The organism is Humibacter sp. RRB41 (genome assembly GCF_022761015.1).
GTDB lineage: Bacteria > Actinomycetota > Actinomycetes > Actinomycetales > Microbacteriaceae > Humibacter.
Genome location: NZ_JAKWJQ010000006.1, coordinates 96,519 through 110,269, shown reverse-complemented (window position 1 = coordinate 110,269; position 13,751 = coordinate 96,519). Strand labels below are relative to the sequence as shown.

Genomic DNA, 13,751 nt, shown 5'->3' with positions numbered 1-13,751 from the left:
GCACAGTGAGCGGATGTCTGAGCTACTCCGCCGTGACAACGAGGCCCAGCTCGGCTGGGCTCGCCATGAAGGCGTTGTTCGGCACCACGCGAACGGTATAGCCGAAGGAGCCGGAGCGGTCCAGCGGCACGACGCCCTCGAAGGCGACAGTGGCTCCCGTCCCGCCGTCGTTGGGCTCCAGGGTTTCCCGGCGCACGTCGAGCAGCGCATCGTCCTCGCCGGTATGTCCGTAAACGACTTCGACGGCCACGTCGTCTGGCGTCAGTTCGCCGAGCGCGACGTGCGCGCGCAAGCGGAGGAGATCGCCCACCTGCGGCACGGCATCCACGCCGCCCGACTCGACGTGCACGACGCTCACCTGGGACCACACTGCCTCAACGTGTTCTCTCCACGCCGCGAACTCGCGGGCGCCCGCATAGCGTGCTTCCTGCAGCTCGCGCGCCTCGTGGCTGGCCGGAACGTAGAGGTCGTCGACGTACTGGCGCACCATCCGGTCGGCGCTGAGCTCAGGCGAGAGAGTCTTCAGCGTGTGGCGCACCTGCTGCATCCACCGCACCGGAACGCCGCGGTCGTCGCGGTCGTAGAACCTCGGCGCGATCTGGTGCTCGATGAGGTCGTAGAGGGCGTTCGCCTCGAGTGCGTCGCGTTCTGCGGCATCCCCCGCGGCATCCGCCGTCGGGATCGCCCAGCCGTTCTCGCCGTCGAAGTACTCCGCCCACCAGCCGTCGAGGATCGACAGGTTCAGCGTGCCGTTCAACGCGGCCTTCATGCCGCTCGTGCCGCACGCCTCCAGCGGACGCAGCGGATTGTTCAGCCAGATGTCGCAGCCAGGGTAGAGGGTCTGCGCCATCGTGATGTCGTAGTCCGGCAGAAACACAAGCCGCTCGCGCACCTCCGGCCGCGCCGCGAAGTCGACCAGTTCCTGGATGAGCCGCTTGCCGTCGTCGTCGGCCGGATGCGCCTTGCCCGCGATCACCAGCTGCACCGGTCGCTCGGCATCGTTCAGGATGCGCGTCAGACGCTCCTTGTCGTGCAGCATGAGCGTGAGCCGCTTGTACGTCGCGACGCGCCGTGCGAATCCGATCGTGAGCACACCCGGATCGAGGATGTCACTCACCCAGCCGGGCACGATCGTGTCGGGAGACCTGCGGTGCCATGCGCCTGCGACGCGGGAACGGGCTTCCTGAACGAGGTTTTCCCGCATCCTGCCTCGCACCTGCCAGAGCCGGTCGTCGCCGAGTTCGGGTGAGAGCCAGTCGGCGTGCGTCGTGTCGGCCGTACCCAGTGTGCTCTCGGCGACTTCGAGCAGCAGCGGATCGGTCCAGGTCGGTGCGTGCACGCCGTTGGTGACCGAGCCGATCGGCACCTCGTCCGGGTCGAACCCCGGCCACAGTCCGGCGAACATGTGCCGGGAGACGTTCCCATGCAGCTTCGACACTCCGTTCGCGCGCTGAGCGAGCCGTAGGCCCATCACCGCCATGTTGAAGACATCCGGCGTGCCGCCTGCGTAGTCCTCCGCTCCGAGGCGCAGCACATCGTCAACGTCAATGCCCGGTACGAGCTCATGCTTTTCGAAGTAGCGGCGCACGAGGGATGCCTCGAAACGGTCGATCCCTGCCGCCACCGGTGTGTGGGTGGTGAACACCGTACCGGCGCGCACCGCTTCCAGCGCGGCGGGGAAGGCGAGACCCTCGCCGATCAACTCGGCGATGCGTTCGAGGCCCTGGAATCCCGCGTGGCCTTCGTTGGTGTGGAACACGGTCGGCTGCGGTCCGCCGAGCAGCGTTCCGGCCAGGTGCAGAGCACGCACTCCCCCGATGCCGAGCAGGAGTTCCTGCAGCAGACGATGCTCGCCTCCTCCGCCGTACAGCCTGTCGGTGACGCCCCGCAGGTCGTCGTCGTTCTCCGGGATGTTCGTGTCGAGCATCAGCAGGCGAACGCGGCCGACGAGCGTGGTCCAGATGCGTGCGCTCAGGGTGCGGCCGTCCGGCAACGCGAGGGCGATGTGCGCCGCGGCGCGATCGGGGTGCCGCAACACGGACAACGGCATCCCGTCCGGATCGAGCACCGGGTAGCTCTCCTGCTGCCATCCGTCGGACGACAGGGACTGCGCGAAGTATCCGGACCGGTAGAAGAGTCCGACACCGGTCAAGGGCACGCCGAGATCCGATGCGCTCTTCAGGTGATCGCCGGCCAGGATGCCGAGCCCGCCCGAGTACTGCGGCAGCGCGGCGGCGATGCCGAACTCGGGCGAGAAGTACGCGATGGCTTGCGGCGCATCCTCCAGGGTCTGGTACCAGCGGGGCTCGGAGATGTAGTGCCGCAGATCGTCGCGCAGACCATTCGCCCAGCCGACGAATCCCTCGTCTCCTGCCAGCTCTGCGAGGCGTTCGGGGCTCACGGCGCCGAGCAAGGCGATCGGGTCGTGATTCGTCTCCACCCAGAGCTTCTCCGAGACGTGGCGGAACAGATCGCGAGTGGGCTCGTGCCACGACCAGCGAAGGTTCGACGAGAGCTCGTCGAGGGCCTGAAGCGATTCGGGGATGACCGCGCGGACGGTGAATCGTCGGATTGCCTTCACTCGGGTCACCCTACCGGCGAGAGGTTTCTCCGACGTGAACGTCGCTCTTCCCGTTCCCGTCTCGCCGGCAGTCGCGGCGCGCACTGACATCCGACCCGGCGAGCGCTACGGTCGGAGGGTGCCGACCTCGACGTCACCAACACCGCGCCGCAAGGGTGCAGCGCCCGCCGAACAACCGGGCGTCGAATACCGGACCGTGCTCGGCCGCTTGCCGATCCTCGACGTGAGCCCCGTCGTCGACGGCGGTGCGTGGCCTGCAACGGCCTTCGCCGGCGAGGTGGTCCCGTTTTCCGCCGTCGCGTTCCGTGAGGGCCACGGCGTGATCGGCGTCGATCTCGAGCTGCGCGACCCGCAGGGCCGCATCACGCTGGGGCGCATGTCGCCCGGCGCGCCAGGTCTCGATCGCTGGCACGCGCTGGCACAGCTGCCGACGCAGGGCGTCTGGCGGTTCTCGGTGCGCGCCTGGGCCGACGACTGGGCGACCTGGCTCCACGCCGCGTCGATCAAGGTGCCCATCGGTCAGGATGTCGAGCTCGTGTTCGCCGAGGGCGCCGATCTGCTCACCAGGGCGCTCGGAACGAGGCGTCCACCGTCCGACCGTGCCGCGCTGAGCGAGTTGCTCGCCGCGATCACCGACACGGATGCCGCCCCAGCCGCCCGCCTGACCGCGGTGAGTGCGGACAAGGTGGCAGGCATCCTCACAGCACGTCCCATCGCCTCGCTCACGACGACCAGCGCCGAGCACCTCGTCGAGGTCGAGCGCGAACGTGCCGGCGTGGCGTCCTGGTACGAGTTCTTTCCCCGCTCCGAGGGGGCGAAACGGCGTTCCGACGGAAGCTGGGCATCCGGAACATTCCGTACGGCGGCGAAACGCCTGCCGGCCGTCGCCGTGATGGGGTTCGACGTCGTGTACCTGCCGCCGGTGCATCCGATCGGCGAGAGTTTCCGCAAGGGGCGCAACAACTCCCTGACTCCGGAGCCCGGCGATCCGGGATCGCCATGGGCGATCGGTGACACGGACGGCGGGCACGACGCGTTGCACCCGCAGTTGGGCACCGCGAAGGATTTCGCCTACTTCCTGCGCAAGGCAGGCGAGGCAGGCCTCGAAGTGGCGATGGATTTCGCCCTGCAGGCCTCCCCCGATCACCCGTGGGTGCGCGAGCATCCCGAATGGTTCACGACGTTGCCCGACGGCTCGATCGCCTACGCAGAGAACCCTCCGAAGAAGTATCAGGACATCTACCCGATCAACTTCGACAACGATCCCGCCGGCATCAGGGCCGAGTCGCTGCGACTCCTCGAGCACTGGATCTCGGCGGGCGTCCGCACCTTCAGGGTCGACAACCCGCACACCAAGCCGCTCGACTTCTGGGAGTGGCTCATCCACACGGTGCGCGCGAAGCATCCCGACGTCATCTTCCTGGCGGAGGCGTTCACCCGCCCGGCCGTCATGCAGACGCTGGCGAAGGCCGGCTTCCAGCAGTCGTACTCCTACTTCACCTGGCGCAACACCAAAGAGGAGCTCGAGGAGTTCCTCGATCAGGCGGCACACGAGACGGATGCCTTCCTGCGGCCGAACTTGTTCGTGAACACTCCGGACATCCTCACCGCCTACCTGCAGTTCGGCGGGCGTCCCGCGTTCAAGACCCGCGCAGCGATCGCCGCTACCGGGTCGCCGCTCTGGGGCGTGTACGCGGGATTCGAGTTGTACGAATCGGTCGCCCGCAGCGGCGCGGAGGAATACATCGACAACGAGAAGTACGAGTACCGGCCGCGGAACTTCGCGCTGGCAGAGGCGGCAGGCGAATCGCTTGCGCCCTACCTCACCATGTTGAACAAGGCTCGGCGCGAGCATCCCGCGCTCCGGCAGCTGCGCAACCTGCACGTGCACTCCAGCGAGGACGACGCCGTCCTCGTCTACAGCAAGCACCTCGACCGCGAGTTCACCGGAACCCGCACATCCGACACCGTGATCGTCGTCGCCAACGTCGACCCGCACTCGGTGCGCGAGACGATCGTTCATCTCGATCTGCCGGCGATCGGGCTTCCAGCCGGATCGTCATTCACGGTGACGGACATGGTCACCGGTCAGACCTGGAACTGGACTTCGGCCAACTACGTGCGGCTGGATGCCTTCCACGAGCCCGTGCACATCCTCACCGTGAAGGCATCATGACCACCACAACGAAACACGCCGACGGATCCTCCGCCATGCGCCGCACGGCCGTCGACGACGGCGTGCTCTCCGCCGTCGCGGAGGGCCGCTACCACGACCCGCATTCGGTGCTCGGGCAGCACGTCGTGGCGGAGCCGGGCGTCGCGGACCGCGTCACCGTCATCCGCACCCTGCGCCCGCTTGCCGAAGCGGTCACGGCCGTCGTCGCCACCGGTGCCAGGCTTTCGCTCGCGCACGTGGGGCACGGCGTCTGGCAGGGCATCAGCATCCTCGGGCCAGAGCCGTATCTGATCGAGGCGACGTACGACGACGGGTCGAGCTGGATCTCAGACGACCCGTACCGCTTCACCCCCACGATCGGTGAGCTCGATCTTCACCTCATCAGCGAGGGTCGACACGAACGGCTGTGGGATGCCCTCGGCGCACATCACCGCGAGCACGAGGGCGTCGCCGGCACGGCGTTCACGGTGTGGGCGCCGAACGCGACGGCGGTGCGCGTCGTCGGCGACTTCAACGAGTGGAACGGCATGGGCACTGCCATGCGGTCGATGGGCGGCAGCGGGGTATGGGAACTGTTCCTGCCCGACGTCGCTCCGGGAGCCGTCTACAAGTTCGAGCTGCTCGGGCGAGATGGCCAGTGGCACCTGAAGGCCGACCCGATGGCCAGGTTCACCGAGGTGCCGCCTGCGACGGGCTCCGTCGTCGGCGTCAGTGCCTACGAGTGGGGCGACGGCGAGTGGATGCGCGCACGCGCGGCCTCGAACCCGCACAACGGTCCGATGAGCGTGTACGAGCTGCACCTCGGTTCGTGGCGCCCCGGGCTCGGGTATCGCGAGGCGGCGGATGCCTTGATCGACTACCTCGTCCCCCTCGGTTACACGCACGTGGAGTTTCTGCCGCTGAGCGAGCATCCGTTCGGCGGGTCATGGGGCTACCAGGTGACCGGGTATTACGCGCCGACGAGCCGGTTCGGGCATCCCGACGACCTGCGATACCTGATCGACCGGTTGCACGGTGCGGGAATCGGTGTGCTGATGGACTGGGTGCCAGGTCACTTTCCGAAGGACGAGTGGGCGCTCGCCAGGTTCGACGGTGAGGCGCTGTACGAACATGCGGATCCGCGCCGCGGCGAGCAGAAGGACTGGGGAACCTACGTCTTCGATTTCGGCAGAAGCGAGGTGCGCAACTTTCTGGTCGCGAACGCGCTGTACTGGCTGGAGGAGTTCCACGTCGACGGGCTGCGTGTTGATGCCGTCGCGTCGATGCTCTACCTCGACTACTCCCGCAAGGAGGGCGAGTGGCTTCCGAACGTGCACGGCGGCCGCGAGAATCTCGAGGCGATCGGCTTTCTCCAGGAGGTGACGGCCACCGCCTACAAGCGCAACCCCGGCATCGTGATGATCGCCGAGGAGTCGACCGCCTACCCGGGCGTCACTGCCCCGACCAACGCGGGCGGTCTCGGCTTCGGGCTGAAGTGGAACATGGGCTGGATGCACGACTCGCTGCAGTACATCCACGAGGACCCGATGTACCGCTCGTACCACCACGGCGAGATCACGTTCTCGTTCGTCTACGCGTTCAGCGAGCACTTTCTTTTGCCGATCAGCCACGACGAGGTGGTGCACGGCAAGGGCTCGCTGCTCGGCAAGATGCCCGGCGACCACTGGCAGCAGCTCGCCAACGCACGCGCCTATCTGGCGTTCATGTGGGCGCATCCCGGCAAGCAGCTGCTGTTCATGGGTCAGGAGTTCGGCCAGCTCAGCGAATGGAGCGAGGAACGCGGGCTCGACTGGTGGATTCTCGACCAGCCGGCGCATCGCGGCCTGTGGGATCTCGTCGCACGTCTCAACGCGGTCTACCGCGACGAGCCCGCCCTGTGGCGCTACGACCTCGAGCCGCGCGGGTTCCAGTGGATCGACGGAGGCGACGCGCAGGGCAACGTCGTGGCGTTCGCCAGGGTGGCCGACGGCGATCCGCTGGTGTGCGTGGTGAACTTCGCGGGCGTCCCGCACGAGGGCTACCGACTGCCGATGCCGTTCGCCGGCGACTGGGAGGAAGTGCTGAACACCGATGCCATCGAGTTCGGCGGCTCCGGGGTCGGCAACCTGGGCGTCGTGCACGCGACGGATGCCCCGTGGGGCGGCATGCAGGCATCCGCCACCCTCACGCTCCCCCCGCTCGGAACCCTCTGGCTCCGCGCGAAGCGCTAATAAAGCAGACTCGCCAGTCTGCCGCGGGCTCGGATCACGCGGGGGTCGGTGACGCCGACGATCTCGAAGTAGTCGAGCAGGCGTTCCCTGATCGCGTCCTTGCCCGCTTGGTCGGCGCCGGGGAAGAGCTCCAACACGCGCCCGAAGGCGTCGTCGACGTGTCCGCCGGAGAGATCGAGGTCCGCGACGTCAAGTGCGGCGTCGAGGTCACTCGGAGCGGATGCCGCAGCCGCGCGCGCCTGCCCGGAATCGATGGTGGCGAGCCGCTTCAGCAGGTTCACCTGGGCGAGTCCCGCGACGGCGAGCGAGTCGCTGGGATTCTGCGCGATCGCGAGCTTGTACTCCGCGATCGCCGCGTCGAAGTCGCCCTTCTCGATCGCGTCGTACGCCTCCTGGTGATGCGGCGGCAGCGGTTCGGGCGCCGGCTCGGTCGGTTCCTCCTGCGCCTCTTGCCCGGCCTCGGCGTCCACCTCGACGCTGCCGGTCACACCGTTCTGCTCGGCGATCTGCAGCACCTGCTCGAACACGTCGCGCACCTGCGCCTCGGGAATGGCTCCGACGAACAGCGGAGCGGGTCGCCCGCCGATGATCGCCACGACCGTCGGGATCGACTGCGCCTGGAACGCCTGCGCGAGTTGCGGATTGGCATCCACATCGACCTTCACGAGCACGAAACGTCCCGCGTATTCATTCACAACGCGCTCGAGCGCCGGCGAGAGCTGCTTGCACGGCTCGCACCACTCGGCCCAGAGATCGACGATCACGGGCACCGTGTTCGACAGCTCGATGAACTGGTTGAAGTTCTGATCGGTGCCGTCGTAGATCAGACCGGGAAGGCTCTGCTGGGGCTCGGCATCCGCGTCGCCTTGCGCACCGGGTGCTGGGCGATTCACGAGTGCGGACAGGTCGACTGCGCCACGGAACGACGTGGCGTCGGGCGTGTTGGTCATCACAGTTCCTTCGCGCTGAGCAGCGACTGGGTGAAGCCGAGCATCTCGATCTTCTGCTTCGACTCCGCGGGCGGCACGTAAAACAGTAACTGATAGCCGTACGTCGTCTGGAAGCCCTTGGTGCTGTCGGTCACACCGGTGATCGCCTGCACGTTCGCGCTGCTCGTCGAGACCGTTGCGCCCGCCTCGACGGGCTTCACAGTGGATGTCTCGTTGACACTGACCGAGACGATGGCTCCCGAGTCGTTCGTCGCCATCGCGATGGGCCCGTCTTCACCAGCCTGCTGCGTGAAATGCAGGGATGCCGTCGCAGGCAGCTGCGAGATCTCCGTCGCCTTGTAGGCGGCCCCGACCTGGGGGGCGAGCTTGTCGGACTTCGAGTCGAACTGCTTGTAGTACTTGCTCTTCTCGCCGTTCTGCAGCACGTCGCCGTATTCGGTCGCGAGTTGGTTCGGCGCGACCAGAAGGAGCTTGGAGTCGGGCGGCACGATCGACGTCCCGATGTTCGCAGGCGGAAGATCGGGCACCTTCGCGTTGGCCTCCAGTGCGATCGCGTACTCGACCGTGTAGTTCTCCCGGGGCGACGCCTGGATGAGAACGAGGTCGAGTGGTGCGGCCTTCGCGTCCTTGGGGTCGTGCACGATGGCACTGACGACGCGAGGCCACGTGTCCGTCGCCTCCGGAAGCGCGAGCGAGACCGCGTTGGCGGGGATCGTCTGCTCCGCCGCGGCATCCGACTTCTTCGCGCGAAGTGCGTAGTCTCCCGTCCGTGCGGCCAGAGCCGGTCCGCTGAACCTCGTCGCTGCGAGCGTCGCGTCGAGCTTGGCGTCCGCTTTCGCGGTGGTCTTGGAGATCTCGTTCACGATGTTGTCGAGCTGCGGGCTCGTCACTGCAGGCGGCGGGGTGTCCTTGCCCTGCCCTGGCAGGTCGGTGGCGATCGGGGTCGAGGTGGCCTTCGGCGTCTCCGATGCTCCGAACTGCGGCCAGTAGTCGGAGGAGCATCCGGCAAGCAGCAGGGTGCCGACGAGCACGACCGGTACGGCGGTGAACGTGCGTCCGATCGAACGCCTGCCGCGTGCAGGCGGCTCGACCTCTTGCGTCGGCGGGTAGTTGCCCGGCTTCGGCGGCTTGGAGCCACGAGGCAGCTTCGGCGGCTTGCCGCCTCCGCGACGCGGCCCACGCGAGCGACGCAGATGGCGCAGCGCGAGGATGTACATCAGGATGCCGAGCGCGCCGAATGCGATGCCGCCGACGATCAGCGGGCCGGCTAGCGGCGTGCTGCTGTCGAGCGGCCAGTTGAGGCTCACTTTGTCGGGAGCAGGCTTCGTGCCGTCGCTGGCGATGATCACACTCACGGTGTCTGGCACGTTCATCTTCGTGATCGACGCGGCGTCACCACTGAACTCCTCCAGCCAGAGGTCCGACCCCGCAGGATTCGGCCCGGTCTTCGTCGTCGTCGAGCCAGTGGTCGAGCTCTTCGAATCGCTCGCGCTTGGTGTCGGCGTAGGTGTCGCGGTCGTGGTCGACCCGGACGGAGTGCTCACCTTTCCCTTCACCACCTTCGACGTCAGCGTGTTCGTCGCGGCGTCGTACGTGACCTTGGCGTACTTCTCCTTGCCGAGCCACGCCAACACATCGGCCGTTCGGCCGTATGCGACGAACGGCTTCGCGCTGCCAGAGACCGTGAGCGTCTGCTGCCCGCCCCGTGCGCGCAGCACCGAACCGTCGATCACGGTGAACGGTGCACCGCCCTTCACAACAGTTGCGGTGATGACGTTGGAAGCGGGGATCCAGATCGTACGCTGGGCGATGCCGGCTCCGATCAGTACCGCAGCGACGACGAACGCCAGAATGGCGACCAGAAATCGCACGAACTCTCCTTCACTGTCGCGCTTCTCTGCCGGGTACGGCGCGACGGGCGCTGAGGCCTCTCGGGTGGGAACAGCGCTCTGGCACAGCGCCCACGGAACCTCTACGATACCGAAACCCGCCTGAAAAGCGCCTCCCAGCGCGCTGAACGTCGCCTCGCGCCGGTGCGGGCGTCCCTACCTCCTTTCTGGTGCAGTCGCCAGCCCCGCACGACTACACTCGAAAAGCCCGCCCGCGCCGAAGCGGCGGGCACGCGCCGGATGCTGACGCGCCTTTTGCGCAAGCTCCGAGCGACCCGTCCCCCGACATGCCCCCCACCGGAGAGAAGAAGCACGTGGCCACCGAAGAGACAGAGTTCACTCAAGTCTTCCGCGGTTATGACAAAGACGAAGTCGACAAGGCGATCCAGGATCTGCGCCGCGAGCTGATCCACGCCAACACCCAGAGTGCCGACGCCGCCAAAGAAAGCAAGCGCCTCAGCGCTCGCATCGAAGAGCTCAACGCCGAAATCGAAGAGGTCGGCAGCCCGACCTTCTCCGGTCTCGGCACCAAGCTCGAGAACACACTTCGTGTCGCAGAAGAGCAGTCGACGCGCATGATCGCACAGGCCGACATCGACGCCGAGAAGCTTCGCGCTGCAGTGGCCGGCGAGGTCGAGCGCACGCGTCGCACCGCGGAGGAGCAGGCGGAGCGCATCCTCGCCGAGGCGCACGCTCAGGCCGACACCACGCTTCAGGACGCGAACATCGAGGCGAACGAACTCGTCAACGAGGCGCGCACGAAGTCGGACACACTCGTTCAGGAGGCTCAGCGCGAGGCTGCATCGCTGCGCAGTGCCGTCGCGACAGAGGCCGCTGAACTGCGCGCAACGACCAAGCGTGAGGCCGCAGCCGCCAAAGCGGAGGCCGAGCGCGAAGGAGCCGAGGTCAAGGCGGCGGCGGTCAGCGAAGCCGCCGAGGCACGCACAGCGGCCGAAGGCCTGAGCCGCGAGGTCGAAGAGACCCGAGCCACGCTGGCCAGGGAGATCGACGCGCGTCGCGCGGAGGTCGAGAACGAGCTCTCCGATCACCGCACGGCCCTCGAGGCCGAGATCGCCCAGGCGAAGCGGGATCTCGCGGCCGACACGCAGCAGGCACGCGTCGATCTCGCCAACGAGATCGAGCAGGGTCGTGCAGCGCTCACCCGCGAGCTCGATCAGCGCAAGGCGGATGCCGAGGCCGAGGCCGACAAGGCTCGCAAGGCATTCCAGCGGGCGACGGAGAAGGCCCGCAAGGAGCTCGACGAGGAACTGGCCGGCGTACGTTCGCAGGTTGCAGCCGAGTCGGAGCGACTGGCGCACGAGGCCGAGCGGGCACGCATGGAACTCGAGGTCGAGCTCAAGGCTCGCCGCGACGAGTCGGAGAAGGAGCACCTGGCCCGCCACCAGGAGGCCGTCGCCCAGACGCAGAAGTACCTCGATGACGCCAACGCGGAACTCGCCGAGTCCACCAGGCGCACCAACGAGGTGCGGGCGGAGGGCGACGCCATCGAGAAGGAGATGCGCTCCGAGGTCAAGGGAGCCCGCAAGGAAGCCGAAGCGACCGCCCGCGAGATCGTGCACGCAGCCGAAGAACGCGCGCACGTGATCGTCGAACAGGCAGACGATCGCAGCCGCAAGCTCGTGGCGGACGCCGAGGAGCGCCTGTCGCAGATTAGGATCGAGCGCGAGGCCGTCGCAGGGTACTTCGAGAGCCTCCGCGGCGTTCTGAAGCAAGCAGAGCAGGTGTCTGCAGAAAACGCCTGATCGACATGACGCCGAGGGGGCACGTTCAGTGAAGATCCAGAACGCATTCCGTGTTGGACTGATCGGAACCCTCGGCGTCGGGCTCGGCGTTCTCATCCTGTCGGCGGTCGTCTCGCTGTCGACCATCCTCACCTACATCGGCGCTGCCCTCTTCCTCGCTCTCGGCCTCGAGCCGATCATCGCGTTCCTCGAGCGACGCAAGCTGCCGCGCTGGTCGGCGATCATCATCGTGCTGGTCGGCATCCTGATCGTGCTCGGAGGGATCATCTGGGCCATGGTGCCCGTGGTCATCTCCCAGGCGACCGGCTTGGTGAAGACCATCACCAAGTTCGTCGAGAAGGGGACGGCGCAGGACTGGTACTCGGGCCTGAAACACCAGTTCCCCGCCATCGACTTCGACCAGACCCTCGCGCAGATCTGGGACGGCCTCCAGAAGAATCTCGGCAACATCGGCGGCGGTCTGCTGCAGGCGGGCATCGGAATCGTCAGCGGCTTCTTCGGCGTCATCGTCGTCTTGATCCTCACGATCTACTTCACCGCATCGCTGAACAACATCAAGCGTTCCGTCTACGAACTGGTACCCGCTTCCAGGCGAGCCCGGTTCGCCGACATCGCCGAGCAGATCACCGATTCGGTCGGCAAGTACGTGATGGGTCAGGTGGCACTGGCCCTGTGCAACGGCATAGCCAGCGCCATCTTCTTGACGATCATCGGCGCGCCCTTCCCGATACTTCTCGCCGGCCTTGCGTTCCTCTTCTCGCTGATACCTCTCGTCGGCACCATCTCGGGTTCGATCGTGATCGTGCTGCTCTCGTTGCTGCTCGCGTCGCCGCTCACCGCTCTCGTCGCCGCCATCTGGTACATCATCTACATGCAGGTCGAGGCCTACGTTCTCAGCCCTCGCATCATGAATCGGGCCGTCTCGGTTCCCGGCTCCATCGTCGTCATAGCGGCGCTGGCCGGAGGATCGCTCCTCGGCATCCTCGGAGCGCTCATCGCGATCCCGGTCGCCGCGTCGATCCTGCTGATCATCAAGCAGGTCGTCGTGCCGCGTCAGAACGAGCTCTGACCTGCCGCCGGTCGGGTCACGCCACGCGCCAGCACGATGTGTGCCAGTGCCTGCGCGCCTGCAGATCGGCGGCATCTCCGAGCACGCCGTCCGCGCGCCAGACTACGAGGTGGGCGACGCCGGGATCGATCACTCCCCCGCAACCAGGGCAGGTGTAGCTCTTCACTGCGGCGGATGACGACACCGGCTGCACGTTCCACTCTCGGCCCCTGCGCGTTTCGGTGCGGCGCCAACCGGCCATGAGGCCGCTCAGGTCGTCGGGCTCGTCACCACGGGGCGTGCCCCGCCGTTTCGGATGATTGCTGCGCGGCATCCGGCTGAGGCTCAGTACCAGCCGGTCGACTCGGAGTGCTCCCACGCGCCACAGGGCGTGCCGTAGCGGCCGTCGACGTAGCCGAGGCCCCAGTTCACCTGGGTGACGAAGCTCGTCGCCCAGTCGGCGCCCGACGAGGCCATCTTGCTGCCGGGCAGCGCCTGCGGAATGCCGTAAGCGCCCGTGCTCGAGTTGTACGCGTAGATGTTCCAGCTCGACTCGCGGTTCCACAGCGCGACGAGACAGTTGAACTGGTCGGCGCCCATGCCCTGCGAGGTGAGCACGCCCTGTGCGTATGCCTGAGCGCTGCCCGGGTCCGGCGTGCCGGCGGCCGGCGCGGAGGACGTGTCCGAAGAATCCGTGGAGGTTGCCGTCGTGGTCGGTGCTGTCACAACGGGCTTCGGCTTCGGCGCAGCTTTGGAGGAGTACTTGTCGACGATCAGCTTCTGGTCGGACGAGGCATCGGAGACAGCGAGCTTCTGCACCGACTGGCCGAGGAAGCGCGAGTGGCTCGACGCGAAGTCGGGCGACGCGACGGCACCGGAGTACGGATCGACGATGTTCACGAGGAAGAATCCGATGGCCGCCAGGAACGCAACCCCGACGACGACGGGGCGCGCGGCGCGGGCCGCTCGGGGTCGACGAACACGCGCCTCCACCGCATCTCGGGTCGGTGCTGGAGGCTCTGCTAGGTGTCTTACTCGCCTGCCCACGATCACACCACGATAACGAAGATCGTCGGCTGTGCCAAAGTGATGCTCCGCCCGTTCAGCCAAAAGCCAGTCTCGGCGGCATCCGAA

9 protein-coding genes are annotated in these 13,751 nt (G+C 67.0%); 4 read left to right on the top strand and 5 right to left on the bottom strand.

Features of this window, described 5'->3' with window-relative positions:
- Positions 1-22 precede the first annotated feature (22 nt).
- Complete coding sequence (glgP, locus tag MJ603_RS15515; RefSeq protein WP_243064655.1) at positions 23-2,581, bottom strand: alpha-glucan family phosphorylase; 2,559 nt, start codon at positions 2,579-2,581, stop codon at positions 23-25.
- A 118-nt stretch (positions 2,582-2,699) separates the two neighbouring features.
- Here glgP and MJ603_RS15510 point away from each other — a divergent pair, with 118 nt between their 5' ends.
- Positions 2,700-4,757 (top strand): alpha-1,4-glucan--maltose-1-phosphate maltosyltransferase, encoded by a 2,058-nt coding sequence (locus MJ603_RS15510; RefSeq protein WP_374230948.1) that lies wholly within the window; start codon positions 2,700-2,702, stop codon positions 4,755-4,757.
- A complete protein-coding gene (gene glgB / locus MJ603_RS15505; RefSeq protein ID WP_243064654.1) occupies positions 4,754-6,967 on the top strand; it encodes a 1,4-alpha-glucan branching protein GlgB in 2,214 nt (737 codons plus the stop codon). The genes MJ603_RS15510 and glgB overlap by 4 nt, the downstream gene beginning before the upstream one ends.
- Here glgB and MJ603_RS15500 read toward each other — a convergent pair.
- A complete protein-coding gene (locus tag MJ603_RS15500) occupies positions 6,964-7,917 on the bottom strand; it encodes a tetratricopeptide repeat protein (RefSeq protein WP_243064653.1) in 954 nt (317 codons plus the stop codon). The genes glgB and MJ603_RS15500 overlap by 4 nt on opposite strands.
- A complete protein-coding gene (locus MJ603_RS15495) occupies positions 7,917-9,788 on the bottom strand; it encodes a hypothetical protein (protein WP_243064652.1) in 1,872 nt (623 codons plus the stop codon). Before MJ603_RS15495 ends, MJ603_RS15500 begins: the two co-directional genes overlap by 1 nt.
- Positions 9,789-10,120: 332 nt before the next feature.
- Between MJ603_RS15495 and MJ603_RS15490 the strand changes: the two genes are divergently transcribed.
- Both MJ603_RS15490 and MJ603_RS15485 read left to right on the top strand, forming a co-directional pair.
- The gene (locus MJ603_RS15490) at positions 10,121-11,569 is read left to right on the top strand and encodes a DivIVA domain-containing protein (RefSeq protein WP_243064651.1); all 1,449 of its coding nucleotides are present in this window, start codon (positions 10,121-10,123) and stop codon (positions 11,567-11,569) included.
- 28 nt (positions 11,570-11,597) lie between these two features.
- The gene (locus MJ603_RS15485) at positions 11,598-12,638 is read left to right on the top strand and encodes an AI-2E family transporter (RefSeq protein WP_243064650.1); all 1,041 of its coding nucleotides are present in this window, start codon (positions 11,598-11,600) and stop codon (positions 12,636-12,638) included.
- A gap of 16 nt (positions 12,639-12,654) precedes the next feature.
- Here MJ603_RS15485 and MJ603_RS15480 read toward each other — a convergent pair whose 3' ends face one another.
- Positions 12,655-12,951 (bottom strand): hypothetical protein, encoded by a 297-nt coding sequence (locus MJ603_RS15480; protein ID WP_243064649.1) that lies wholly within the window; start codon positions 12,949-12,951, stop codon positions 12,655-12,657.
- Between the two features lie 11 nt (positions 12,952-12,962).
- Entirely contained in the window at positions 12,963-13,610 is a 648-nt protein-coding gene (locus MJ603_RS15475; RefSeq protein ID WP_243064648.1) for a lytic transglycosylase domain-containing protein, read from the bottom strand.
- Positions 13,611-13,751: the final 141 nt, after the last annotated feature.

Bases quoted from the DNA above. Each gene is read 5' to 3' on its own strand.
- glgB (WP_243064654.1), top strand. From the start codon at position 4,754: ATGACCACCACAACGAAACACGCCGACGGATCCTCCGCCATGCGCCGC.
- MJ603_RS15500 (WP_243064653.1), bottom strand. From the start codon at position 7,917: ATGACCAACACGCCCGACGCCACGTCGTTCCGTGGCGCAGTCGACCTG.
- MJ603_RS15480 (WP_243064649.1), bottom strand. From the start codon at position 12,951: ATGCCGCGCAGCAATCATCCGAAACGGCGGGGCACGCCCCGTGGTGAC.